Source organism: Bradyrhizobium sp. 26S5 (assembly GCF_036923295.1).
Classification (GTDB): Bacteria; Pseudomonadota; Alphaproteobacteria; order Rhizobiales; family Xanthobacteraceae; genus Bradyrhizobium; species Bradyrhizobium septentrionale.
In genome coordinates this window covers 2040132-2062638 of the sequence record NZ_CP145948.1, presented here as the reverse complement: position 1 = coordinate 2062638, position 22507 = coordinate 2040132, and the positions used below count along the sequence as shown (strand labels likewise).

Below are 22507 nucleotides of genomic sequence, written 5' to 3'. Positions count from 1 at the left end.
TCCAGCTCCTTTGAACGTTGGGTTGCTTCCGGCATTCTCGCTTTTGATCCCAGGTCAAAACCCCTGGTTCGCACTGTTGAAATTCTCGGCCGCAAAACTCACTTTGAGTCCGTTAAATGGATTGATCGATCTGCTGACTCGTCGTTTCACGTCAGCCCGATTTCCCGGCGCTGACGGTCTCGTCACCCTCCGCTGGCTCGCTTGATGAGAGGTTTTCCCTCGGCGACGAATTTCGCCGAGAGAACCAGTGCGCCGGTGGCGAAATCCTTGCCGTGCGCGGCGATCATGGCCTCCGTGATCTCGGCCAGCTGAATGAAGAAAGCGTCTTTCGACCTGGCTTCCTCGCTCATGTCCGGTTGCGGAGACGGCATGTGTGGCTGTTCCTTTGATGCAATCATGGTTGCGTTGTTCCTGCTCATCATGCGTGCCCCGAACGTTGGTGGTCGCCGGACGAAGGACTGCTGTCGATCTCACGCAGGGACGTGTTGAGCCATTCACGCTCGGCCACCAGGCGTCGTTGCTCCTCCCGGAGCATCTCCAGGCGCGCGATCGCGCGCTCCAGTTCGGCATGCGCGTCGCTTCCGGGCTCGGCGCGCGCCGCGCCACGCACGGCGCAGGCAAGTTCGATTTCGGCTCCGCCGCGCGCATGCTCATTCTTGATCTGCATCTCGTCGTTATCGACCATCTCGTCGATCAGCCTGTCCCGAGCGATCATCCGATCGCGGGCGCGCTGCAATTCAGCAGCTTCCTCGACGGTGATCGGCGGCTGGCGTCGGCTGTCCTTTGTCACTCGCGCCACTCTCGTTCGATGATCTGGTCCGATGCTTCGCATGTCGCGGTACATGCCCTACGGGATCAGGACCGCACGGCCGTGAATGCGCCCATGATGCAGATCATGAAGCGCGTCATTGGCCTCGCTCAGCCTGTATTCCCTGGTGTGGAGTTCGACGAGGCCGCGATCCGCGAGTGCCATCAACTCGACCAGCTCGGCATATGTGCCGACCAGGTTGCCGACGATGGTCTTTTCCGACGTGATCATGTCGATGGTCGGGATATCGATCTTCCCGCCATACCCGACGATGTAGTAGTAGCCGCCGTTCGCCGTCATCGACAGGCCCTTGGCGATAGCGTCACCCTCGCCGACAAAATCGATCACTGCCTCCGCGCCGCGCCCGCCGGTCAGCGCCAGTACGGCCTCGACTTCATTGCCGTCTGCCTTCACGACATGATGCGCACCGCACTTCTTGGCGAGCTCGAGAGACTGTTCGGCGCGATCGACCACGATGATTTCTGCCGCGCAGAGCGCTGCGAGAACCTGGATGCCGATATGACCCAGCCCACCGGCGCCGATCACCGCGACGTATTCGCCGGGCAACAGATGGCGGGATGCCTTCTTCGCGGCGCGATAAGCCGTCAGCCCGGCATCGGTGTAGGGGGCAACATCCTTCGGTGCGAGCGACTTCGGCAGCTTGATCAGCGAGCGTTGCCCCGTCAGCAGATACTGCGCATAGCCGCCATTGGCATTGATGCCGGGAAACGAGCTGTCCAGCGCATGCATGTCGTCGCCTCGCCGGCATGCGAGACAATGCCCGCTGGTCACCAGCGGATGGCAAATCACGCTGTCGCCAGCCTTGACCCCTTCGACACCCGGGCCAATCGCTTCGACCCAGCCGGCGTTCTCGTGGCCCATGATGTATGGAAGCTTGACGTCGACCTTGCTGCGCCAAATGCCTTCAACGATGTGCAGATCGGTGCGACAGACACCGGCACCGCCGATGCGCACGATCACGTCCATCGGGCGCGAGATCTTCGGGTCAGTCACGTCCTGGAATTTGACGAACTCCTTCGCCGTCAGCTTCTCATCGAACTCATGAAGCACCGCCGCTTTCATTGAACAGCCTCCCCGGCAAAATTTTTTATTCTGTCGATCTGACGCGATCGCCATCCCGCTAAACAGTTGAGCAAGGGCTGTGCCAAGCGCACAACGGCCTGATCTTTCTATTGTTCTTGCCATCGCTGAAGTGCTCGCGCCGATCCGCCTCGGAGCAGACTTTGCGCGCGACTGTTCCGAGACGGAACAGTTTGGCGGCCGCAACAGCGCGGGAGCAGAAATTTGGATTTTCAGTTGTTTGATCTATGATCGCGAGAACCGCGCCACGCGCGAGAACGACCCGAACCGGGCTACAACCAAGAGGAATTCGCCAAGCAGCGACTCCGGGAGGAGCTAGGATGCTGACCGCCAGCCGACGCATGGACAATGCTTGGATGACGCTCGATCACCGCGGCGCGCCGCCGGCAGAGCTTCTGTCAGCCGACATCTACGACAGCTGGATGCGCTGCATTTCGCTTGGTCTCGATACATTGCGCCCTCCATCGCCCGAGTTCGTGAGCACCGCGGTTCTGCGCCAGGAGCAGCAGCGCTGTTCACTGATTCGCGGTCTCGCGCTCGCGGAGATGCATACGCTGCATCAGCAGATTGCCGGCTCCAATTTCATGATCGCCTTTGCAAATGCCGACGGCCTGCTGCTCGACATTATCTCGGACTCGAGCTTCAGTGATGCCTCGAACGCCGCGAGCATTCGGCCCGGCACCATCTGGACCGAAGCCATTTGCGGCACCAACGGCCTCGGCACCGCCGCGTATCTCAAGCGGGCCATCGTCGTTCACGGGGGCGAGCACTTTTTCTCGCGCTACAACAATCTTACTTGCATCGCGGCGCCGATCTTCGCGCCCGATGGCGAACTGGCCGGAATACTGGACGCGTCATCGGATTGCATGTCGAGGCAGGCGCATACCCAGGCGCTCGTCGCGATGGCCGCAACCCAGATCGAGAATGGTCTATTCCGCGAACATCACCGCGGAAACATCCTGATCGCTTTCCATAACCGCGGCGAGTATCTGCATACGTTGAGCGCGGGCCTGCTGGCCGTCGATAACGAGGGCAGGATCCTTGCAGCCAACAGGGCCGCAAGCGTCCTGCTGCATGGCCTGCCAGCCTCGCCGGGTCGCCGCTTCGCCGACGTCTTTCGTACGAAATTCAGCGCCTTTGTCGATGAAGGCCGGCGCAAGGAACGCCAGCGCCTCGAGGACGAGGTCGGTAGCCAGTTCGTCGCAACAATCGAGAACGCACGCCAGTTCTCGATGATGCAGGCCATCTCGCGGCCCCGGCCGCCGACGCCCAAGGACGTCCCCACCCAGTTCGTCTCCGCCGATCCGGCGATCGCTTCCGTTGTCCAACGGGTGGGGGTCGCTGCGGTCCGCAAGATGCCGATCCTGATCCGTGGCGAAACCGGCACCGGCAAGGAGCAACTCGCCCGCCATGCTCATGCCGCCAGTGGACGGACCGGCGCTTTCGTCCCGGTGAATTGCGCAGCGCTCCCCGACAGCCTGATCGAGGCGGAGTTGTTCGGCTATGCCGAAGGCGCTTTCACGGGAGCCAAGAAAGGCGGGGCTGCGGGACTGTTCAAGGAAGCGGACGGAGGAACGCTCTTCCTCGACGAGATCGGCGACATGCCGGTGACGCTGCAGGCCGTGCTGCTGCGCTTTCTGGACGATTGGACTGTCCGGCCGGTCGGCGGCACCAAACGTCAGGTCGACGTCCTCCTGGTGTCTGCCACCAATGCCAATCTCGACGACTCGATTGCGAAGGGCCGATTCCGATCGGATTTGCTGTTTCGCCTCAACACGCTGGAGGTGACGTTGCCGCCTTTGCGCGAGCGTTCCGATTTCGCCGAGATCGCGCGGCATTTGATCCACAAGATCGATCCCTTGATGGATTTGACCGAAGGGGCGATCGATCGTTTGGCCGAACTCGATTGGGATGGAAACATCCGCGAACTGCGCAACGTGCTTTCCCGATTGTCGCTGACGGAGCCGGGAGATCTGATCGACGAGACATCGGTCGAGTCCGTACTTGCGCATTCAGGCGGCGAGCGCCTGACCGGCAAGGCGGTGGGCGGTGGGCTCAAGGCCAATCTGCATGAGATTCAGCGTTCGCATGTGCTGACCGCGTACACCGAAACCGGCAACAACATCAGCAAGACCGCGCGTCGCCTTGGCGTGTCGCGCAATACGATCTATCGCGCCCTGCGCGGCAACAAGGACTAGCACGATCGCGGCGAAGGCGCCGCGACGACTCGATCCGGCTGTAACTGGAGGCGCTGAAGTCCAGCCCCTCGCCGGGTTCAATTGGGAGTGTCGCCATGTTCGAACCGGAAAACAGTCTCGAAGCCCTGATGCAGGCCGCCGCAAGGGACGCCAGCATCGTTCCCGCATTCTATCGCGCCTTGCTCGAGACGGAGATTTACATTCTGACGCCGGAAGCGCCGATGAAGCCTGGACGCCGTCGCTCGCTCAAATTTCAGGAAGAGATCAACGTCGCAACGGTCGATTTCCAGAACATGAGATGGCACCCCACCTTCACCTCAAGGAAGCGCATCTACGACTATATAAAGGAGCCTGAGGTGTGCCTTGGCGCCGCTGCGCGCAATCTGTTCGAAATGTTGCCTGACTCTAATTTCTGGCTCAATCCGTTGTCCGAATGTCAGAAGCCGCTGCCCGCCACCGAAATCGCTCTCCTCATGAGTGGCAAGATCTTTGGCATGGCGATGAAGTCCGCGCGATAGTCGCGGTGCTCCTGCAACATTGCGCCCATCCGGTTTGCATCAACTGCGGTTCACAGCCGGACTTGTCAGACGTTGTCGGGCTCAGGCCGATCAACGGGCCTGAGGCGATCATCGATGTAGCGCCTGAGCGCCGCGGCCGCGTTCAGCATGTGCGCACGCATCCTGCGCGATGCTGAATCGCCATCGCCCTCCGCGATCGCCTGCATGATGGCCTCATGCTCCTCGCGAGACCGCCGGATACGATCGCCCTGGCGCAATTGGGTTCGACGGAAGGCGCTGAGACGGGCGCGGACATCTTGCGCTTGCTCCGCAAGGAACGAGTTGTGCGTCGCCCGGTAGATGCATTCGTGGAATTGCCGGTTGAAGGCATCATAGGCATCAACGTCGTTCGCCTCGACCATCGCACGCGATCCGTCGTGGAGCTCGATCAGGTGACTGCGCTCGAGCGGCGTCATGCGAAAGGTCGCAAGCCTGACGCACATCGCCTCCACCTCGGCGCTGGTCTCGAACATGTCCATGATGCGCTCGGGTGTCATGCGTGCAACGACGACCCCACGACGCCCACGGACCTCCACCAACCCGCTGACGGCGAGCTGCCGGAGAGCCTCCCGAACCGGAGTCCGGGAAGCCCCAAAGCGATCGGCAAGCTGCTGTTCTTCCAACGCCGCCCCGGCGACGAGCGCGCCGGATGCTATTTCGTCTGTGAGCGCGTTTCGGATGCGGTCGGAAAGCAGACCACCATCGTCTTCCGCTTCGGCTACGATGTTCAAGAAACTCACCATTTTCAGTTACCCGTGATCGCGCGCACTGCGAAATACAGGACCGAGGGGGCAACCAGACACCCCAAGCCGGTATGAAATGTCGCAGTCAACGCGCCATACGGGACCAGACGCCGATCGGTTGCCGCAAGCCCTCCCGAAACGCCGCTGACCGTTCCCATCAAGCCGCCGAACACCATTGCGCTGCGCGGATTGTCGAGGCCGATCATCTTCGCCACGAAGGGCGTACCGATCATCACGATCACTGCCTTGAATACACCGGTCGCGATCGAGAGCGCAATGACCGGTGAGGATGCGCCGATCGCCGCCCCCGTGACCGGCCCCACGATATAGGTGACCGCGCCGGCACCGATCGTCGTCAATGATTCGGCGTCGGTGTAGCCAAACGCCGCGGCGACGACAACGCCCAGAATGAACGGAACGACGGTTCCCAGTCCGAGTGCAATCGCGCCGATCACGCCGGCCTTGCGCGCATGAACGACATCGACCTCGAAGGCGGTGGCGACGATGGCAAAGTCCCGGAGCATCGCGCCTCCCATCAGGCCGATCCCGGCGAGCGCCGGCAGGTCGGCCACACCCTTCTCACCGCCGGTGGAGATGCCTCCGAAAAAGGCCAGCACGAGACCCAGCATGATCGCGATCGCCGAGCCGTGAATGCGCCCGAAGGTGAGATATTTCGAGATTGCTCCGGATACCCACATCAGGATTCCGACAGCGGCGAACGCGGTCACCAGCGAATTCGCGGTGAGAACGTGAGACGTCATGTTCATCCGATCCTCCCGGACTTGAACTGAGGCACTGGCGCGGCGAGCACTTCAGCCTCTCGCGCCTCGATCTCGTCCATCGTCTCGACACGACCGCTGAACCGACCGATCAGGGCCACCATCGCGAAACACACCGCGACCGCCCCGATCCCCGCAATGACGACGATCGGACCGCCTTTTGCAGCAGCGACCACGTTTTGCTGCGCCGCCATCGCGACCACGATCGGAATGTAGAAGCTGCCCCAGAACTCGACGCCGGTCTTAAGCCCATGGCTGAGCAGGCCGCGCCGCACCAGCCAGAGCCGGGCCGCGATCAGGAACATCATCGCAATGCCGACGCCGCCGACATTGGCCTTAACGCCGAGGGCAACGCCGAGCAGGTCTCCCAACAGGCCTCCGAGCAGGGTGCAAATCGCGAGCAGTGCAACGCCGGAAATGGTCACGGGCGCCTCCCCTCAGAGAATGAGGCGCGATGCCCCTGGCTTGGACGCCTTGTATGCATTCGCATCTTAAATTCCCTCCTATGTATGCGAATATCCATCGCTTATGAATATGTGTATACACTAATTGACAATCCAATGCAATACGCATACATTAGTGTCCATTGAAGCCAATCCCGCATGCCAAGGAGGCGAGATGAGCGACTGGGGTATGCAAAAGGCCGCCCTCGGAGAGCGCCTGGCGGCCGGTCAACGGCACGCAAAGGGCAAGATTGTCCCGATCCCGAGCCTGCCTGCGTTTCTGAAGGCGGTGATCCGGTCAGGCGATCGGGTGTGCCTGGAGGGCGACAATCAGAAGCAGGCCGACATCCTCGCCTCGGCGCTCGCGAACCTCGATCCCCAGGATGTCCGCGACCTGCACATGGTGCAATCGGGCGTGGTCCTGCCCGCGCACCTCGACATCTTCGAAAAGGGCATCGCGCGGCGGCTCGACTTTTCCTATTCAGGCCCGCAGTCGGCCCGCATCGCGCGGATGCTTTTCGGGGGCAAGATCGAACTCGGCGCCGTGCATACCTATCTCGAGCTGTTCGCCCGCTACTTCATCGATCTGACGCCGAACGTCGCTTTGATCGCGGCGGTAAGCGCCGACAAGGACGGCAATCTCTATACGGGGCCGAACACCGAAGACACACCGACGGTGGTCGAGGCGACCAGCTATAAGAACGGTCTCGTCGTGGCGCAGGTCACCGAGATCGTCGACAAGGTCCCGCGCGTCGACATCCCCGGCGACCTCGTGCATTTCGTGGTCGAAGCTGGCCGACCGTTCTACGTCGAGCCGCTCTTCACCCGCGACCCGGCAGCCATCACTGAAACCCAGATCCTGACGGCGATGCTGGCCATCAAGGGAATCTACGCGCCCTACGGCGTGCGCCGGCTCAATCACGGAATCGGCTTCAATACCGCCGCGATCGAGTTGTTGCTGCCGACCTATGGCGAGAAGCTCGGCCTCAAGGGCAAGGTTTGCACCCACTTCGCGCTCAATCCGCATCCCACGATGATTCCGGCGATCGAAGCCGGATGGGTCGAGCAGATCCATTGCTTCGGATCGGAAGTCGGCATGGAGGATTACGTCGCCGCGCGCTCCGATATCTTCTTCACCGGGCCCGACGGATCGCTGCGCTCCAACCGTGCCTTCTGCCAGACGGCAGGCCTCTATGCCTGCGACATGTTCATCGGATCGACGCTTCAAATCGACCTCGAAGGCCACAGCTCGACGGTGACGACCAGCCGCATCGCAGGCTTCGGCGGCGCGCCCAACATGGGCTCCGACCCTCGCGGCCGCCGCCACCCGAGCGAACCCTGGCTCAAGGCGGGCGCCGAGGCTGCGCCCGACTCCTCCCCCGCGCTGCGCCGCGGCCGCAAGCTCGTGGTGCAGATTGGAGAGACCTTTGGTGACCGCAATGTCCCGCTCTTCGTCGAGCAACTGGATGCGCTTGAACTGGCGCGCAAACTCGATCTCGATCTGGCGCCGGTGATGGTCTACTCCGACGACGTGACGCACATCGTTACCGAGGAAGGCATCGCCAACCTCCTGATGTGCCGCAACAAGGACGAGCGCGAGCAGGCCATCCGCGGCGTTGCCGGCTACACCGACGTCGGCCGGGCGCGTGATGCGAAGCTCGTAGAGCAGCTCAGGCAGCGCGGCGTGATCAGGCGCCCTGAAGATCTCGGCATCGATCCGCTCGACGCCGACCGGCGCCTGCTGGCGGCCCGCTCGATCAAGGATCTCATGCTGGCTTCCGGCGGCCTCTACCGTCCGCCCAGCCGCTTCCGGAACTGGTGAGGAGTTTTGAATGGAAACGCTCAGCTTCAGACTATCTGCCCCGACACGGGCCGGCGGCACCCGCATCCAGGCGATCGTCGGCGTCGTCGCCTCCGGCAACCTCGAGGTTCTGCTGGAACGCGCTTCGCCGGCCGACACCTGCGTGATCGACATCGCGACCGCGGCCCACGGCTTCAGTGCGGTGTGGGACGCCGTCGTGCGCGACTTCGTCGCCCGCCGCCCTGCCGGTGGCTTGCGTATCTCGATCAATGACGGCGGAGCCCGGCCCGACACGGTCGCGCTGCGCCTCGCGCAAGGCATCCGCAAGATCGAGGAGCCGGAACGATGACCGCGGCCACAGCCAATACGGTTTCGCTGAGCTGGTACGAGGCGAGCGCCCGGCAGCGCATAGAAGCGCTGGTCGATGCCGGCAGCTTTGCCGAATTCATCGGTCCCGAGCAGCGCGAGATGAGCCCGCATCTGGCGATCTTCGACCTGCCGGAGCAGTTCGACGACGGCATCGTCGTCGGACGCGGCCGACTGGAAGGATCGCCCGTGCTCGTCGCAGCGCAGGAAGGTCGCTTCATGGGCGGCGCCTTCGGTGAGGTCCACGGCGCCAAGCTCACCGGCCTGCTGCGCGCGGCACGCACACTGAACCAGGATGTGCTGATCCTGTTCGACACCGGCGGTGTTCGTCTTCAGGAGGCCAACGCCGGCGAGCTCGCGATCTCGGAAATCATCCGCGCGGTGGTCGAGGCGCGGCGCGCCGGCGTCAACGTGATCGGACTGATCGGCGGACGCGCCGGATGCTATGGCGGCGGCAGCCTGATCGCCGGCAGCTGCTCGCGCCTCGTCGTCTCCGAGCAGGGGCGGATCAGCGTCAGCGGCCCCGAGGTGATCGAGACCAACAAGGGCGTCGAGGAATTCGACTCACGCGATCGGGCCCTCGTCTGGCGCACGATGGGAGGCAAGCACCGCTACCTCATTGGCGGCGCCGACACGTTCGTTGACGACGAGGCGCTGGCGTTTCGACAGGCGGCGATCGATGCACTCACGATCAGGGGCGATTGCGGCGTAGCGGTTCTCGAAGCCGAGCAGAAGCGCCTGGAGCGACGCCTGCAGCGTTTCGGCGCGTCCAAGGATGCCGTCGAGATCTGGCAGGCGCTGGGCGTCGGTCAACCGGCCGATATCCCATCGCTTTCGACCGACGCGTTCCTTCGCGCGGCAAACAACAGGGAGAACGCCGATGGTGCTCGATGACATTCTGACGAGCCTGTTCCCCAGCGGCAGCGATATCGACGTCACCGCCGCGACGATCGCGGGAAAGGCGGTCCTTCCCGGTGCAGGGCCGGTCCACGTGCTCGGCATCACGCAGGGACAGCCGCTCGGCGTGGACGAGGCGATTATGCTCGCTGGACGCGTGATCGAGATCGTCAGATCAGGCGATCGGGCTCCGATCCTGTTCCTGGTGGATTCCTCAAGCCAGCGCATGAGCCGACGCGACGAATTGCTCGGCCTCAGCGAATACCTGTCGCATCTCGCCAAAGCCTTGCTGCTGGCGGAAGCGGAAGGCCACCGCACCGTCGCCCTGCTCTACGGCGGCAGCGCGGCCGGAGCGTTCATCGCGACGGCGCTTGCCGCCGGCACGCTGGTCGCGCTGCCCGGCGCGCATCCCGCGGTGATGGATCTGCCGTCGATGGCGCGGGTCACCAAACTTCCGATCGATGTGCTCAAGGCCAAGGCGGAAGCGACACCGGTGTTCGCTCCGGGCCTCGAGAACATGGTGCAGACCGGCGGCATTCACGTCGTCTGGGACGAAAATGCGCCTTTGGCGCCGCAGCTTGCGGCCGTGCTGCGACGGCCGCAAGGACAGGATGATCGCGGCCGGCTCGGCGCCGAACGCGGCGGACGGCGGAAAGCGGCCGAACTGGCTGAACGCGTTGCCGTCGCGGCAGCCTTACATCGGGGATCGCAAGATGGTTGAAGCTCTCGCGCGCCACAGTATGGTGAAGGCCTCGGCGTCCGGATGGACCGCCGTGATGAGCCGTTATCCCGAACTCGCCAGCGAGCCGATCGTCGCAGGCTGGGTGCACGCCGGCCGTCCCCTCATCGTTCGCCGGCCGGCTTGCAGCGATACTGCCGGCATGATTCCGCTCGGTCTGCCACTGCCGCCGAGCCACGGCAAACGGCGCATTGCGATCTCACTCGCCGCGGCCGATATCGTCGCATCCGCCCCGCCCCCATTGCTGGCCGACGCCGCCGCGACGGCGCCCGCAGCTTGGGGCGAGACGATCGACGAGCTTATCCAGCTTTTGCCGGAGACCCGCACCTTTGGCAGCCTGGCCTGGCAGCATCTCACCGGCCTTCGCTATCTTTCGAACAGTTCGGACCTTGATCTGCTCTGGCCGCTGTCGGCAGCCAGGCGAGGAGATACTCTGCCGTCCGACATCGCCCGGATTGCACAGCGGGCGCCGATGCGGCTGGACGGTGAGATCGTCGGTCCGGCAGGAGGGGTTCAATGGCGCGAACTGACCGGCGCTGACGAGGACGAAGTGCTTGTGAAAGGCCCGACCGGGGTCACCAGCACGACGCGGGCAGCCTTTCTCGCAGGTCACGTGTCATGAACGTTGCACTCAAATGGCAATCGCGGCCGGAATCCGCGCTTGATGCGGAGCAGCTCGGCCATCTGGCATCGTCTTGCCTGAAGCTCGAAGTCGAGACCTATCCCAAGCCGGGGTTGGTCAGCCATGTCGACAATGGCGCGCATGGCGACATGGACGCCGAGCTCCTGTGCCGCAGCGCCGAAACCCTGAAGCCGTTCTTCAGCGATCTGGCAGCCGCAGGCGCCGAGGGCGCCGGCATGAACCGGTTGCGCGCGATCGGAGTTGCGGCGGAGCGCGCCATGCTCGCTGCAACCCGCGGTGTCAACACGCATCGCGGCGCGATCTTCGGATTAGGCCTGCTCTGCGCCGCGGCCGGATATCGCAGCGCGCTCGGCATCCACAAATCCCTCGGCGACCTGGTGTCGCGGCGCTGGGACAAAGACGTCCTTTCAGGTCCCATATCCCTGCGCAGCCATGGCGCCGTCGCCTCGCGGCGCTACGGCGCCGGCGGCGCCAGGGCGGAAGCCGCCCATGGCTTTCCGTCGGTGTATGACATCGCCCTTCCCGCGCTGCATGCGGCGCGGAAGCTCGTTCCTCATGATGAGGAAGCGGTGCGCATTCAGACATGCATGACGCTCATCGCCGACGTCACCGACACCAATCTGTTGCATCGGGGCGGGCCGCAAGGATTGCGCTTCGCGCAGGCCAGCGCATCCGCATTTCTGGCGGCAGGAGGCATCGGATCTGCCGGCTGGCGGAGACGAGCGGTCGACATTCATCACGCGTTCGTGGCGCGCAATCTGAGCCCGGGCGGCTCGGCGGACCTGCTGGCCATGGCCCTCTTCGTCGATCGACTGGAACGCTGATGCTTGCACTGCTCTGCGGCGGACAAGGCACCCTCTCGGACAAGATCTTCGATCTGGTCGCGGAGCAGCCCGCCGCGAAGCCGGTTTTCGACGCAGCAACCACCTGTCTCGGCGAGGATCCGCGACAGCTCGTCAGGACACAAAGCGTGGACGTATTGTCCACCAACCGTGTCAGCCAGATCCTGACCGTCACGTCGGTGCTCGCGATCCACGCCTGCATTGCCGACCTGCTGCCTGAACACACTGCCGTCACAGGTTACAGCGTCGGTGAGATGGCGGCCTGGAGCATCGCCGGAATATGGACAGCCGACGAAGCCCTCCGACTGACAGATGTTCGCGCGCGCCAGATGGACCGCGCGGCCGGACCAGATGGCCGCCTCGGCTACGTCCGCGGGCTCGACCGGGCCGCGCTCGAACGTCTGCTGGAACACCACCGCTGCGAGATCGCGATCAAGAACCCCGACCTCCTGTTCGTGATCGGAGGCGCAGAGCGGGACGTCATCGAGCTCTGCCGGGAAGCGACAAGACAGGGCGCCGCGCGCACCGGCCTTCTCGCCGTGAAAATCGCATCGCACACGTCACACCTCGCGCAGGCCTGCGCGCCGCTGCAACAGGCGCTCGACGGCAGCAGACGCGCCCCCGTCGCAAGCGGGCTGATCCTGCTTTCCGGGGGCGACGGCGAGCGCATCTTCTCTGCAGGGAGTGCAACAGTGAAGCTCGCAGGCCAGGTCGCGTGCCCCATCGACTGGGAAGCGACCTTGGAAGCCCTCGCGGAGCTGGGAGTCACCAGGGTGCTGGACCTCGGCCCAGGACATGCGCTTGCAGAGATGGCGCAGGCCTTCCTGCCATCCATTCGGTGCTACGCCACGGACGGATTTCACACGGTCGACGGCTTGCGAAGCTGGGTTGCTTCCAGGTAGCCGGTACGCATGACTTTAGACGCGGAGTGTCACAGCAGGCGACGCAGAGGCCGCAGAAGCGGCCGCCCAAAATGCCCTGCTCGGCAAAGCCGCTTACCCCAACCGGGCAACGGGTGTGTGGAGAAAGGTGGTAGCGGGAGACCGCTACCGCCTTTCCCCATACGACGCAAATCTGCGATATTTCCTCCGATCGTCCGCCTATCCGTGCGTCCCAAGCTCTGGCAAGTCGCCAACTTGAAGAGCACGCCGCAACGGCCGAGCGCGACCGTCCTAAAACTGACTCTGCGTCGGAGCAGCCAACCGCGACGAACGGCGTTTCGCCGAGCCTGACCTGTTCGACATTTCGCGGCCCAAGCAGTCGCATCTGGGTTTTGGCGCAGGTCCGCACTTTTGCGCGGGTGCCTGGGTGTCGCGGCATCTGGTCGGCAAGATAGCGCTACCGATGCTATTCGATCGTCTGCCAAATCTTCGGCTGCGGGAAGACGATGCTCCCGTCATTCGAGGTTGGGTGTTCCGCGGTCCGGTGTCGATGCCGGTCAGATGGGATGCCTGAGTGGCGCGCCAGCGGATCAAATGCCCAGATAGGCCTCCTGAACTTTTGGGTCCTCCCGCAACTGCTCGGCCCCGGCAGCATGAACAACATGCCCGGTTTCGAGGACATAGCCGTAGTCGGAATGGGCCAGAGCGAGAGACGCATTCTGTTCCACCAGCAGAACGGTAATGCCGGCGCTTTTGAGCCTGTCCAACACCGCGAAGATCTGTTCCACGATCAGGGGCGCAAGGCCCAGAGAAGGCTCGTCCAGCAGCAACAACTTGGGCGCGGACAAAAGCGCACGCCCGATCGCCAGCATCTGCTGCTGACCTCCGGACAGGTTGCCCGCCATCTGCTCGCGTCGTTCCCGAAGGATCGGAAAGGTTTCGTAAATGTCGAGAATTGCCTTTTCGATGGCACCGCTATTCCGCCTGTAAGCGCCGAGACGTAAGTTGTCCTCCACCGAGAGCGATCTGAATATCTGGCGCCCCTCCGGGGAATGAGCGATGCCCATCGCGACACGGCGGTGCGATTTCAGTCTCTCGATCGGCTTTCCTTCAAATCGGATTGAACCTTGCTCGATCGGCAGCACGCCGGAAATCGCGCGCAGCAAGGTGGTCTTGCCAGCGCCGTTTGCGCCGATCAGCGAGACCACCGTCCCCCGCTCGACCCGCAGGCTGACGCCCTTCAGAGCCCGGATGCGTCCATAGGAGACGCTCAGATTGTCGACTTCAAGCACGGCCAGCTCCGGCTGCTGCGGCACCCAGATACGCTGCAATCACCTCCGGATGCGAGCGAATGAATTCCGGCCGACCTTCCGCCAGGGTGCGGCCTTGAGCGAGCACGAGAATATGGGAGGAAATCTTCATGACCAGACGCATGTCGTGCTCGACCAGAACGACGGCGACGCCAGACCGGGCGACCTGCTGGATCAGCTCGTCGATCTCGGCCGTTTCGACGGCGTTGCAGCCGGCGGCCGGCTCGTCGAGCAGCAGCACGCGAGGCTTTGTCGCCAACGCGCGCGCGATCTCGAGCCGCTTCAGCGCACCGTACGACATGTTTCCGGCGAGCGTATCGGCCTGGCCCGACAATCCCACCCGCTCCAGCAGCGCAAGCGAGACGCGCCGGCTTTCGGCATTTTGCCGCCAGGTGCCGGGCATCGCGAACAGATCCCCCCAGACCCCCGTCTTTTCCCATCTGTTCCGCCCCGTCATGACATTCTCCAGGGCCGTCATCCTGAAGAAGATCTGCAGGTTCTGAAACGTGCGCGACATCCCCAGCCTTGCGAGGCGTTCGGGGGAATTGTTGGTGATGTCCTTGCCGTCGAGGTGAATGCTGCCGCTGCTCGGCGTGTAGAGACCGCTGACGATGTTGAAGAGCGTTGTCTTGCCTGCGCCGTTCGGACCGATGATGGACAGAACGTCACCGGGGTTCAGCGCGAAGCCGACATCCTGCAAGGCCGTCAGACCGCCAAACCGGATGCTGATGCCAGCGACCGTCAGGATGCTCATGACCGCCTCCTCGCGACGATCGCGGCGAGGGACGGAACGATTCCGTCTCGCAGGAAGATCATGAACAACATGATGAGTAATCCGATCAGCAGGTCCTCGTACTCGCTGAAGCCGGCGAGAACCTGAGGCAGGACCGTCAAGAAGGTCGCGCCCACCACCGCGCCGATGGGAGATGCGATGCCGCCGATAACGACCATGGCGACGTATTCCACCGAGCTGAAGAAACTGGCGACGTCCGGCGTGATGAAGCCGTTCATCAGGGCCAACATGCTCCCCGCGGTCGCGGCATAGATTGCCGCGATGATGAAGGCCTGGAGCTTCCGTGCGGCGACGTCGATGCCCAAGGTCCGCGCTGCCGTCTCGCTGTCCTGCAGCGCACGAAGTGCACGTCCGGTGGGACTTTCGCGGAGGTGGATCGCAAGCGCCACGGCGATCAAAAGGCCGACGCCGCCGATCCAGTACCAGTTCGCTGGACTGACGATGCGCGTCGACAGAATGGTGAGGCGCGGCACCCGCAAACCGTCGGGTCCACCGGTCAGTTGCACTTCCGAGGTCAGGACCAGCGCCACGATGAGACCGAAGCCAAGCGTGGCGACGGCCAGGTAATGTCCTTGCAGGCGCAGCAGCGGCCTGCCGACGAGATAGGCGATAAGGCCCGCGGCGACGACGCCAATCGCGGCCGCGGCGAGCGAGGGGATGCCCAAAAGAGCGGGCAGGAGACCGACCGAGTAAGCGCCGATCCCCATGAACCCCGTCTGTCCGAGGCTGACCTGGCCGGCCTGTCCCATCAGAACGTGCAATCCGACCGCGGCGATGCCCGAGATCCAGATCAGAGCTGCGACACGGATCTGATACCCGGGATGCAGGATCAGCGGCAGCCCGCAAACGATCACGGCCAGGAACAACAAGCTCGCGTAGCGGGACTCAAGCAGGTGGCGCATGTGGTCACACCCGCTCGATCGTACGCTTGCCCATCAGGCCCTGTGGCCGGACCAGCAGAACCAGTATCAGTGCGATGAAGGCCACGGCGTCCTTGTAGACCGAACTGACCAACCCGGCGGTGAAGGATTCCAGCAAGCCGAGCATCAGGCCGCCGAAGACGGCGCCGATCGGATTGCCGATGCCCCCCAGCATGACGGCCGCGAAGCCCTTGAGAGACAGAATGGCACCAATATCATAACGCATCAGCGTGATCGGGGCGATCAGGATACCCGCGATGGCACCGATCGCAGCTGACAGCCCAAAGGCGAGGCCCAGTGTGACGTCGGTGTCGATACCGACGAGTTTTGCCGCGAGGGAGTTGGATGCGGTGGCAAGCATCCCCTTGCCAACCATGGTGCGGCTGAGGAACAGCCACAAGGCGCCGAACATCGCCACGGCGCCGCCCAGAACCCAAAGGCTCTGGGGCAGTATGGTGGCGCCCAACACCGCAATGGGGTTATCGCCACTGATGCTCGGGAGACCATGAAACTGCTTGTCGAAGATCAGTTCGGCGAGGCCGCGAAGAAGCAGCGATGCGCCCATCGTGATGATGATGAGCGTGACAGGCGACGCGCCTCTCGCCGGCTGCAGCGCCAGGCGGTGCAGGAGCACGCTGGCGACGACGGCAAGCAGTATCGCCACCAAGGCGGCAATGATGGGCGGCAGACCGAGGGCGATCAGGAAGATCGTGCCAAGGCCGCCGATCATGACGAACTCGCCCTGGGCGAAATTGATGATGTCGGATGCCGCATAGATGAGCGTGAACCCGAGCGCGACCACGCCGTAGATGGCTCCGACCGTCAAGCCGGAAAACAGCAATTGAAGAAAAGTGCTCATGCCTGTTCCGGCCCCCGTGCATCGCCACATCTGGAAGATCGTCTAATCGACGATCTGCCAGTCACCATCCTTGATCACCAGCATGTGGAAGGCATTCAGCGTCAAGCCGAGATGATCCTTTGGACCCATGTTGACGATGCCTGCCGTTCCGATGAAGCCCTTGGTGTTTTCCAGCGCATCACGGATGCGGGCGGGATCAGCGCTGTTGGCGCGCTTGATCGCATCGACGACCAACATCAGACCATCATATGCGCCGCCCCCGAAAGTCGAGACCGAATCCTTGGTCGCCGTTTCGTAGGTGTGCTGATAGTTGAGCACCACATTCTTCTGCGGATCGCTGTCGGGAAGCTTGTCCGCGATGAGCAGAGCGGCAGCCGGCAGGCGTACGCCCTCCGCGGCTGGACCGGATAGCTTGATGAAACTCTTCGAGGCCACTCCGGGATTCTGATACAGAGGAATGCTCTGCATGCCGAGCTGCCCATAGTTTCGGGTCAGGATCGCGGGTCCTTGACCCGAGGCGCCGGTATTGACGATGGCCTGAATGCCGTTCGTTCCCTTCACCGTGGTCAATTGCGGTGTCATGTCGGTGTCCTGGGCGCCGTAGGAGAGATCGACGGCAATCTCCACGCCATAGTTCGGCGCCACCTGAATACACTGGGTTCGCATCGACGCGCCGAACCCGTCGGTGCCGGCGATCAAGGCGATACGCGTCAGCTTTCGCGCTTTCAGATCTGCGAAGATCTTTTCGCAGCCCATGCGGTCCGTATGCGGCGTCTTGAACACCCATTTGCGGGGAGGTTCGATGATGCTCACGCCGCCAGCCAGGGACATGAACAACGTCTCGGATTCCTCGAAAATGGGGAGCATCGCCATCGTCGTGCCGGTCGTGGAGCCGCCGATGACGAGCTTGACGCCGTCTTGCTCGACAAGACGGGTCGCAAACGTGCGGGCCTTGTTGGCATCTCCGCCATCGTCATAGACGATCGTCTCGATCTTGCGGCCAAGCACTCCGCCCGCGGCGTTGATCTGATCGACATAGATCTTCAACGTCCTGGCTTCCGGTTCGCCGAGGTAGGACGCTCCTCCGGTCGTCGTCAGCACCACGCCGATGCGGATCGGATCGGTGGCCTGTGCCTGGGCAGTCAAACCGAGCATTGCCGCAGTGCAGGCCAGTATCCTGGTGAATCTCATCACGCGCATCCTCTCCTCCCAACCGATTTGTGTTCGAGTTCGTTCGCTCGCTTATCCGTGGGCCTTTTTGCCTTCGACCGGTCCGCAATGAAAAAGGGTCAGTCCACCGGTCGCATAGTTCGCCGTATCGGCCGCTACCCGTTGGCCGATGTCCGAACCCATTGCGGCGGCCAAAGCCTCGCCGCTGTCGAACTCGCCCTCCCACATGCAGAAGAAGGGCGCTGGCCCCTCGGGCGCGGCAATATCGAAGCTGTGCCGGCTGGCTCTGAGGCCGGGCAGTTTGGCGGCCAATGGAAGATGTTTCTGTTCGTAATAGGACCGGAAGTGATCCGGATCTTTCGGTTGGCCATAAAGCACGACGATCTTGCGCATTTCTGTCCCTTCTCCTCGTCCGAATGCTGATGCGCGGTTCACCACAAATCGAACTACACGTCCGTTGCCGGCGCTAGCTTGCGGCCCCGGATCATATCCGAAGCTTTTTCGCCGATCATGATGGTCGGCACATTGGTGTTGCCGCCCGGCAATTCCGGCATGACCGACGCATCGACGACCCGCAGACCATCGATGCCGTGAACCCGCAGTTCGGGATCGACGACGGCCAACCGATCGGTGCCCATTCGGCAGGTGCCGACTGGATGCGAGCGATGCCCTCCTTCGCGCCGGATCGCCTCTGCGATGTCCTGGTCGCTCTGGGCCTGGGAGCCGGGATAGAGCTCGCGTTCGACCATGTCGGCGATCGGCCGCTGAGCGTAGAGCGCTCGGCAGGCGCGGATGCCGCGCACCATCGTCGCCATGTCTTCGGGATCGTCGTAAAAATTGTTGAAGATGCGCGGACTGTCGGCTGGATCCGCCGATCGTAGCGAGACGCGGCCGCGCGATTTGGGATGAAGGGCGCCAACACGCACCGAGAAACAGTAGACCGGCGGAGCCGTCAGGGCGGGGAACCAAAGTTCGGCGGTATTGCTGACCGTCATACAGATGAACTGGACGTCTGGGCGATCCAGTCCCTCCTTGGTGCGGAGGAACACGTTCGCGGCCGCACCATTGGACGCAAAAATGCCGTCATGCCGCAAGAACCAGCGCGCCGTCAGCGCCGTCGCCCAATCCATGCGCAGGAATTTCGTCAAACCCGGTTTGCCGCGCGCCTTGTAGATGTTGAGGATGTTGGGATGTTCGCCGAGGTTCTCGCCCACGCCGGGCAGATCGAGAACCGGGTCTATGCCGACCGAGCGAAGATGGTCAGCAGGCCCGATCCCGGACAGCATCAAGAGTTGCGGTGAATTGTATGCCCCGCCGGCAAGAATGACTTCACGGGCCGCATATTTTCGAAACGTCTCGCCGCCGCGACGATATTCGACGCCGGTGGCGCGCCCCTTTTCGACGATGACACGGCTCACCAAGGCGCCGGTCTCGATGACGAGATTGGGCCGATCCATGGCGGGATAAAGGTAGCCGCGGGCTGTGCTCGACCGCTTGCCGGAGCCGACCGTCGCCTCCATCCGGCTGATGCCCTCTTGCCACGCACCATTGGCATCGTCGCTCAGCGCAATGCCGGAAGCAGCGGCAGCCTTGACCAGCGGCTCGAACAGCATGTCCGGATAGTCCATCGGAGACACCGAAATCGGGCCTCCGACGCCATGATACGTCGACTCGCCTCGCCAACTGTTCTCCAGCCGGCGAAAATACGGCAGCACCTCCCCGTAACTCCAGCCGGTCAGTCCCTCCTCGCTCCAGCGGTCGTAATCGCGGCGATGCCCGCGAATGCAGATTTGCGCGTTGACGGACGACGTCCCGCCAAGCGTCTTGCCGCGCGGAATGGGCAAGCGGCGGCCATTCAGTCCCGGCTCCGGCTCGCTTTCGAAATTCCAGTTCGAGGCCCGATCTGCCACCACCTTGAGGAAAGCGATCGGCATGAGCTGCAGCGGATGACGGTCCCGCCCGCCTGCTTCAAGCAGCAACACGCGCGTAGAGGGATCTTCCGTGAGCCGGTTGGCCAGAACGGCGCCGGCCGAACCGGCACCCACAATGATGTAGTCCAGATCGTCCATCGCCCTTTGTCCTCGATCCAGGGAAAATCACAGTGCGTGTTCAGCAGAACATCGTCTGGATCGTCGTAAACTCCTTCAATCCCTCCTGGCCGAACTCGACGCCGATGCCAGACTGCTTGACGCCGCCGAAAGGCGCGTTCGGCTGGATCGCGCCATGACGGTTTATCCAGACTGAGCCGGTCTCGAGGTGGGATGCGACCTCCTTGGCGCGATGGATGTCCGAACTCCAGACAGAACCTCCCAGCCCCATCGGCGAGTCGTTTGCCATCGCGACCGCCTCTTCAATGCTGGAATAGCGGATGATCGGCAAAGCCGGGCCGAATTGCTCGCGGTCGACGAGCGAACAGCCGTGCCCGACATCGGCCACCAGCGTGGTTGGATAGAAGTATCCGGCGCCACTCCCGGGCCGTCCACCGAGCAGCAGCCGTCCGCCCTTGGCGACGGCGTCGTCCACACAGGAAGCCACGATGTCGCGCTGGCGAGCGTTTTGCACGGGGCCCAGGATCGAGCCCTCCTCTAGACCGTTTCCGACCGGAATGCCGGCGGCGAAAGCCGAAAGTTCGGCGCACACTGACTCATATATGCTGTCGTGGACATAGAGGCGCTTGAGGGCGGCACAAGTCTGCCCCGAATTGATGAAGCCACCCCAGAACAGGCCTTCGGCGATCTTCTTCGGATCGCAATCAGGCAGGACGATGCCGGCATCGTTCCCTCCGAGCTCGAGCGTGAGGCGCTTGAGCGTTTCGGCGGCACCCGCCATGACTTTGCGCCCCGTCTGGGTCGAGCCGGTGAAGGTGATCTTGCCGATACCACTATGGGCCGACATGAGTCCGCCCAGCGAATCTTCGCCAGTGACAACGTTCACGACGCCGCGCGGCAGTACGCCGCCGAGAATTTCCACCATGCGGATGGTGGATAGCGGCGTGAGCGGCGAAGGCTTGATGACAACAGTGTTGCCAGCGCGGATTGCCGGCATGATGTGCCAGCAAGCGATCATCACGGGCCAATTCCAAGGGGTGATCGACCCTACGACCCCGATCGGTTTGCGGTGAATTTCGACCCGCCCTTGTGGTCCGTCCTCCACGAGTTCCGGCGGCAGACTTAGTTGCGCCGTCGCGTCTGTCCACGCGACCGCGCCCCCGATCTCGAACCGGGAGCCAAGCCCGTTAAGCGGCTTTCCTTGCTCGAGCGTGAGTAGCTGAGCCAATTCCTCGGAATGGGCCTCGATCGCTCGGGCGCAAGCCTGAACGGCCTTTGCGCGCTCCGCGTCTTGACGGGCACTCCAGCTGCGAAAGGCCGCACCAGCGGCCTCCACCGCCAGGTCGAGATCGGCCGCGGTTGCGACCGGCATCCGTCCCATGGGCGCGTCGGTCGCCGGATTGATCACGTCGCGGTGCGCGGCACTCTCGACCGGGCGGCCTCCAATGAAAAGGGGGAAAGTCCTCATCCGTGCGCTTCCTCATGATCGCCTGAGCAGTCAGGATCATTGTTGTTGCGCCCAGTATTTGGTGCCGGCCGCACTCCGTCTTGGGGGCAGACGTCACTTTGCTTGGACTCAGACGTCATCCCCCTGGTCTGGGGCTCGCAGGTCGCCTGGCCTGCAATCGAACGCCTCGCGAAAGCAGCGGTTGAAATAGGAGATATCGCTGAAGCCGCAATCGAGCGCGATCTCGCTGATCCGCATTGCATCGCCTTCGAGACCCGATCTTCGCAAGCGGTCCCGGGCGAGGCACAGACGGCGATGACGGATATAGGTCGTGACGCTGTGATCCAGCTCGCCGAACTCCCGCTGGAGCGTCCGGAGCGATATGCCGAGGCGGTTGGCCAGCCAGCGCGGCGTCAGCCGATCATCGGTGAGATGCCGGTCTATGATCAACAAGGCCCGTTCCAACCTCGCCTCGCCCTCCTCCGCGACGGGGATCTCAGTTTCTTCGTCCGAGATGAAGGCCTGGCGAACGGCGTCGAAAAGAAGCTGCCGCAGACTCGCTGCCTTGCTTCGGCTCTCCGGCCTCGCGCCGATCTTGGCGACCAGACCACGCAGCACAGCCGACATCGGGTCAGAACTGCAGAGAACGGCGGCAATCTGCGACCGTTCAGGCCCCGTCCCAAGCAACATCTGACGAGGAAGGTGCACGGACAGGTGATTTGAAAAATTCCCCCCAAGCCAAAACATGGATGGCCGGGAGGAATCGACAAGAGCACAATCGCCGGGATTGAGGATGGAGCGGCTATCGCTTTGCTCGATCCCGCAGGTCCCCTCGAGCTGGAAGATCAGAAAGAGATTTTCGCCGTAGTCGAGCCTGATATCGCGCGCGGTGCGATCCACAGCAACGATATTCATGGCTATGTGGGCAATTTCGAGCCCGCCCGCGTCGTACAATTGCACGTCGCCCGTCACCTCGGTCTGCCCCGCCGTACGGCGCGGCTCGTAACGTCCGCACACGTTCCTGACGCGGCCGGACCAATCCTCAAAAGCCATTTTCGACCACGCCGGCGGAATCCAGGGCCGAAATTCAACCGGGTGCATGATCTCCCCCTGCCAGCCGTCTTCGCGGCCTGGATTTCTCGGTCAATTTCCATTCAGAGTA

Annotated in this window: 24 protein-coding genes; 9 read left to right on the top strand and 15 right to left on the bottom strand. The window is 63.1% G+C overall.

Annotation, left to right across the window (positions count from 1 at the left end; translation table 11 throughout):
• Window positions 1-182 precede the first annotated feature (182 nt).
• From V5279_RS09745 to V5279_RS09735, 3 genes are all read right to left on the bottom strand, one after another.
• The gene (locus V5279_RS09745; RefSeq protein ID WP_166214175.1) at window positions 183-350 is read right to left on the bottom strand and encodes a hypothetical protein; all 168 of its coding nucleotides are present in this window, start codon (window positions 348-350) and stop codon (window positions 183-185) included.
• A gap of 68 nt (window positions 351-418) precedes the next feature.
• The gene (locus V5279_RS09740) at window positions 419-790 is read right to left on the bottom strand and encodes a hypothetical protein (protein ID WP_338696794.1); all 372 of its coding nucleotides are present in this window, start codon (window positions 788-790) and stop codon (window positions 419-421) included.
• Window positions 791-847: 57 nt separating this feature from the next.
• A complete protein-coding gene (locus V5279_RS09735) occupies window positions 848-1891 on the bottom strand; it encodes an NAD(P)-dependent alcohol dehydrogenase (RefSeq protein ID WP_338696792.1) in 1044 nt (347 codons plus the stop codon).
• 338 nt (window positions 1892-2229) lie between these two features.
• Between V5279_RS09735 and V5279_RS09730 the strand changes: the two genes are divergently transcribed.
• Together V5279_RS09730 and V5279_RS09725 are read left to right on the top strand one after the other, a co-directional pair.
• Window positions 2230-4107: a sigma-54-dependent Fis family transcriptional regulator gene (locus V5279_RS09730; RefSeq protein ID WP_338696790.1), complete on the top strand. Its 1878-nt coding sequence runs from the start codon at window positions 2230-2232 to the stop codon at window positions 4105-4107.
• A gap of 95 nt (window positions 4108-4202) precedes the next feature.
• Window positions 4203-4625 (top strand): SseB family protein, encoded by a 423-nt coding sequence (locus V5279_RS09725; protein ID WP_338696788.1) that lies wholly within the window; start codon window positions 4203-4205, stop codon window positions 4623-4625.
• 65 nt (window positions 4626-4690) lie between these two features.
• Here the strand turns inward: V5279_RS09725 and V5279_RS09720 are convergent, their stop codons facing one another.
• The 3 genes from V5279_RS09720 to madL are packed head-to-tail and all read right to left on the bottom strand — an operon-like array spanning window position 4691 to window position 6611.
• On the bottom strand, window positions 4691-5407 hold the full coding sequence (locus V5279_RS09720; RefSeq protein ID WP_338696786.1) for a GntR family transcriptional regulator: 717 nt from the start codon (window positions 5405-5407) through the stop codon (window positions 4691-4693).
• 2 nt (window positions 5408-5409) lie between these two features.
• On the bottom strand, window positions 5410-6174 hold the full coding sequence (gene madM / locus V5279_RS09715) for a malonate transporter subunit MadM (protein ID WP_338696784.1): 765 nt from the start codon (window positions 6172-6174) through the stop codon (window positions 5410-5412).
• On the bottom strand, window positions 6171-6611 hold the full coding sequence (madL, locus tag V5279_RS09710; protein ID WP_166303109.1) for a malonate transporter subunit MadL: 441 nt from the start codon (window positions 6609-6611) through the stop codon (window positions 6171-6173). The genes madM and madL overlap by 4 nt, the downstream gene beginning before the upstream one ends.
• A gap of 193 nt (window positions 6612-6804) precedes the next feature.
• Between madL and mdcA the strand changes: the two genes are divergently transcribed.
• Genes mdcA through V5279_RS09675 form a run of 7 tightly spaced genes read left to right on the top strand, consistent with a single transcriptional unit; the run spans window position 6805 to window position 12819 of the window.
• Window positions 6805-8451, top strand: coding sequence for a malonate decarboxylase subunit alpha (gene mdcA / locus V5279_RS09705; protein WP_166303107.1), 1647 nt, complete (start codon window positions 6805-6807; stop codon window positions 8449-8451).
• A 10-nt stretch (window positions 8452-8461) separates the two neighbouring features.
• Window positions 8462-8779: a malonate decarboxylase acyl carrier protein gene (gene mdcC, locus V5279_RS09700; RefSeq protein ID WP_338696780.1), complete on the top strand. Its 318-nt coding sequence runs from the start codon at window positions 8462-8464 to the stop codon at window positions 8777-8779.
• Window positions 8776-9690 (top strand): biotin-independent malonate decarboxylase subunit beta, encoded by a 915-nt coding sequence (locus tag V5279_RS09695; protein ID WP_338696778.1) that lies wholly within the window; start codon window positions 8776-8778, stop codon window positions 9688-9690. The genes mdcC and V5279_RS09695 overlap by 4 nt, the downstream gene beginning before the upstream one ends.
• Window positions 9677-10414, top strand: coding sequence for a biotin-independent malonate decarboxylase subunit gamma (gene mdcE / locus V5279_RS09690; protein WP_338696776.1), 738 nt, complete (start codon window positions 9677-9679; stop codon window positions 10412-10414). Before V5279_RS09695 ends, mdcE begins: the two co-directional genes overlap by 14 nt.
• Window positions 10305-11054, top strand: a complete 750-nt coding sequence (mdcG, locus tag V5279_RS09685; protein ID WP_338696774.1) for a malonate decarboxylase holo-[acyl-carrier-protein] synthase — start codon at window positions 10305-10307, stop codon at window positions 11052-11054. The genes mdcE and mdcG overlap by 110 nt, the downstream gene beginning before the upstream one ends.
• Window positions 11051-11899, top strand: coding sequence for a triphosphoribosyl-dephospho-CoA synthase MdcB (gene mdcB, locus V5279_RS09680; protein WP_338696772.1), 849 nt, complete (start codon window positions 11051-11053; stop codon window positions 11897-11899). Before mdcG ends, mdcB begins: the two co-directional genes overlap by 4 nt.
• Complete coding sequence (locus V5279_RS09675; protein WP_338696770.1) at window positions 11899-12819, top strand: acyltransferase domain-containing protein; 921 nt, start codon at window positions 11899-11901, stop codon at window positions 12817-12819. The genes mdcB and V5279_RS09675 overlap by 1 nt, the downstream gene beginning before the upstream one ends.
• A gap of 569 nt (window positions 12820-13388) precedes the next feature.
• On the opposite strand, the gene V5279_RS09670 is transcribed toward V5279_RS09675, so the two are convergent.
• From V5279_RS09670 to V5279_RS09630, 9 genes are all read right to left on the bottom strand, one after another.
• Window positions 13389-14090, bottom strand: coding sequence for an ABC transporter ATP-binding protein (locus V5279_RS09670; RefSeq protein ID WP_338701092.1), 702 nt, complete (start codon window positions 14088-14090; stop codon window positions 13389-13391).
• The gene (locus tag V5279_RS09665) at window positions 14083-14862 is read right to left on the bottom strand and encodes an ABC transporter ATP-binding protein (RefSeq protein ID WP_338696768.1); all 780 of its coding nucleotides are present in this window, start codon (window positions 14860-14862) and stop codon (window positions 14083-14085) included. Before V5279_RS09665 ends, V5279_RS09670 begins: the two co-directional genes overlap by 8 nt.
• Window positions 14859-15803 (bottom strand): branched-chain amino acid ABC transporter permease, encoded by a 945-nt coding sequence (locus V5279_RS09660; RefSeq protein ID WP_338696766.1) that lies wholly within the window; start codon window positions 15801-15803, stop codon window positions 14859-14861. The genes V5279_RS09665 and V5279_RS09660 overlap by 4 nt, the downstream gene beginning before the upstream one ends.
• A 4-nt stretch (window positions 15804-15807) precedes the next feature.
• Complete coding sequence (locus tag V5279_RS09655) at window positions 15808-16680, bottom strand: branched-chain amino acid ABC transporter permease (protein WP_338696764.1); 873 nt, start codon at window positions 16678-16680, stop codon at window positions 15808-15810.
• Between the two features lie 42 nt (window positions 16681-16722).
• Window positions 16723-17871: an ABC transporter substrate-binding protein gene (locus V5279_RS09650; RefSeq protein ID WP_414645912.1), complete on the bottom strand. Its 1149-nt coding sequence runs from the start codon at window positions 17869-17871 to the stop codon at window positions 16723-16725.
• 51 nt (window positions 17872-17922) lie between these two features.
• Window positions 17923-18243, bottom strand: a complete 321-nt coding sequence (locus V5279_RS09645; protein ID WP_338696762.1) for an EthD family reductase — start codon at window positions 18241-18243, stop codon at window positions 17923-17925.
• A gap of 53 nt (window positions 18244-18296) precedes the next feature.
• Entirely contained in the window at window positions 18297-19919 is a 1623-nt protein-coding gene (locus V5279_RS09640; protein ID WP_338696760.1) for a GMC family oxidoreductase, read from the bottom strand.
• Window positions 19920-19959: 40 nt separating this feature from the next.
• Window positions 19960-21366 (bottom strand): aldehyde dehydrogenase family protein, encoded by a 1407-nt coding sequence (locus V5279_RS09635; protein ID WP_338696758.1) that lies wholly within the window; start codon window positions 21364-21366, stop codon window positions 19960-19962.
• 108 nt (window positions 21367-21474) lie between these two features.
• The gene (locus V5279_RS09630) at window positions 21475-22446 is read right to left on the bottom strand and encodes a helix-turn-helix domain-containing protein (RefSeq protein WP_338696756.1); all 972 of its coding nucleotides are present in this window, start codon (window positions 22444-22446) and stop codon (window positions 21475-21477) included.
• Window positions 22447-22507 lie beyond the last annotated feature (61 nt).